Source organism: Pseudomonas sp. NPDC087639, assembly GCF_044743385.1.
Taxonomy (GTDB): Bacteria; Pseudomonadota; Gammaproteobacteria; order Pseudomonadales; family Pseudomonadaceae; genus Aquipseudomonas.
This window is the reverse complement of the sequence record NZ_JBIUWI010000165.1, coordinates 1-2,155: the sequence shown is the minus strand read 5'-3', so window position 1 is coordinate 2,155 and position 2,155 is coordinate 1. Positions and strand designations below refer to the sequence as shown.

The window sequence follows — 2,155 nt, the reverse complement described above, 5'->3', positions numbered from 1 at the left end:
ACGTTTTTTCTCAGTATATGAGTAAGCCATCAGCGTTCCCCAGCTTGGTCACCTGCTTGTTTGGCCCCTCCCGACGGGAGCAGCCAGAAAATCGTGCAAACCCCATGGTTTGCTCCACCGCATCGGGTGGTTACAGCGCCTTTATCAGCACCGACCCAGTCGGCTGCCAATAACGGAAAAAGGCCGGTGGCAAGAGCCACCAGCCATCAGCCTGTCGCTTGACGCTCGGGCTGGAGGAGCAAAGTCGAAAGTTACTTAACTTCGACTTCTGCGCCTGCTTCTTCCAGCTTCTTCTTGGCATCTTCAGCAGCTTCTTTCGAAACGCCTTCAGCGATAACCTGAGGAGCGGTATCAACCTTCTCTTTCGCTTCTTTCAGACCCAGACCGGTCAGTTCACGTACAGCCTTGATCACGTTGACTTTCTTCTCGCCAGCGCCTTTCAAGATAACGTTGAACTCGGTTTGCTCTTCAACAGCAGCAGCAGCTACAGCTGGGCCAGCCGAAGCGGCAGCAGCGGTAACACCGAAAGCTTCTTCCATCGCTTTGATCAGCTCAACGATGTCCACTACGGATTTCTGGCCGATTGCTTCGATGATTTGTTCGTTAGTCAGAGACATGACTCAATTCCTGAATTGGGGGACGGCCTACGCGACCATCGAAATAAACAAAAAACGCGAGAAGTTGACGAGCCTTAGGCTGCGGCAGCTTCTTTCTGGTCGCGAATTGCCGCCAGAGTACGAGCCAATTTGCTGGTAGCGCCTTGAATCACGCTCATCAGCTGAGAAATTGCTTCGTCACGGGTCGGCAGGGTTGCCAGTACGTCGATCTGATTAGCTGCGAGGAACTTGCCCTCGAACGCAGCTGCCTTGATCTCGAACTTGTCCTGACCCTTGGCAAACTCTTTGAAGATACGGGCAGCAGCGCCCGGATGTTCGTTCGAGAATGCAATCAGGGTCGGGCCGGTGAACACGTCGTTGAGAACACTGTATTGAGTGTCAGCAACGGCGCGCTTGAGCAGAGTGTTACGTACAACACGTACGTATACGCCAGCTTCACGAGCCTCTTTACGGAGTCCGGTCATTGCGCCTACTGTTACGCCACGTGCATCAACCACGACAGCGGACAGAGCGACTTTGGCAGCCTCGTTGACTTCAGCGACGATGGCCTTCTTGTCTTCGAGATTAATTGCCACGGGTTTAACTCCTGCTTGTTACCGTTTCATTCGATCGGAACCGAATGTCGTTTTGGTGTCTGATTCGGTAAGGAACCGGGAGCACCATCTGCGTAGGCTTTTGGTTTAAGGCTTGCGCCGCCTACGGTCTTGGATAGCCCCCGCCAGGCAGGGACCCCAATCTTTCAATTGGCGCGATCAATCGCGCCAACCTTTGTCTTACGCGTCCAACGAGCTCTGGTCGATGACCAGACCTGGGCCCATAGTGGTGCTCAGGGTAACGCGCTTGACGTAAATACCTTTCGAAGAAGCTGGCTTGATACGCTTCAGATCAGCGATCAGGGCTTCAACGTTTTCCTTCAGCTTGACGGCGTCGAAGCCCATCTTGCCAACGGAAGTGTGAATGATGCCGTTTTTGTCGGTGCGATAACGAACCTGACCAGCCTTGGCGTTTTTAACCGCGGTGGCTACGTCTGGAGTTACGGTGCCGACTTTAGGGTTAGGCATCAGACCACGTGGACCGAGGATCTGGCCCAGCTGACCTACTACGCGCATGGCATCCGGGGATGCAATCACTACGTCATAGTTCAGGTCGCCGCCTTTCATTTCGGCAGCCAGGTCGTCCATACCTACGCGGTCAGCGCCGGCAGCCAGAGCGGCTTCAGCAGCTGGACCCTGAGTGAACACAGCAACGCGAACAGTCTTGCCAGTGCCGTGTGGCAGCACAGTAGCGCTACGAACAACCTGGTCGGATTTACGCGGGTCTACACCCAGGTTTACAGCAATGTCAAACGACTCGCTGAACTTGACAGTCGACAGCTCAGCCAGCAGAGCAGCGGCATCTACAATGTTGTAGGCCTTGCCTGCTTCGATTTTGCCGGCGATAGCCTTTTGACGCTTAGTCAGCTTAGCCATTACACACCCTCCACGTTAAGGCCCATGCTACGAGCAGATCCTGCGATAGTACGCACGGCTGCATCCATT

3 protein-coding genes and 1 pseudogene are annotated in these 2,155 nt (G+C 54.4%); all 4 read right to left on the bottom strand.

The features are described from left to right. Window positions 1-251 precede the first annotated feature (251 nt). Window positions 252-617 (bottom strand): 50S ribosomal protein L7/L12, encoded by a 366-nt coding sequence (gene rplL / locus ACIOVB_RS27535; protein ID WP_187679959.1) that lies wholly within the window; start codon window positions 615-617, stop codon window positions 252-254. Between the two features lie 74 nt (window positions 618-691). Then, window positions 692-1,192, bottom strand: a complete 501-nt coding sequence (rplJ, locus tag ACIOVB_RS27530; RefSeq protein ID WP_008081912.1) for a 50S ribosomal protein L10 — start codon at window positions 1,190-1,192, stop codon at window positions 692-694. A gap of 198 nt (window positions 1,193-1,390) precedes the next feature. Further along, window positions 1,391-2,086: a 50S ribosomal protein L1 gene (rplA, locus tag ACIOVB_RS27525; RefSeq protein ID WP_016984191.1), complete on the bottom strand. Its 696-nt coding sequence runs from the start codon at window positions 2,084-2,086 to the stop codon at window positions 1,391-1,393. Then, window positions 2,086-2,155: pseudogene (gene rplK, locus ACIOVB_RS27520) on the bottom strand (50S ribosomal protein L11); the annotation flags it as partial. The gene rplA and the pseudogene rplK, both read right to left, overlap by 1 nt.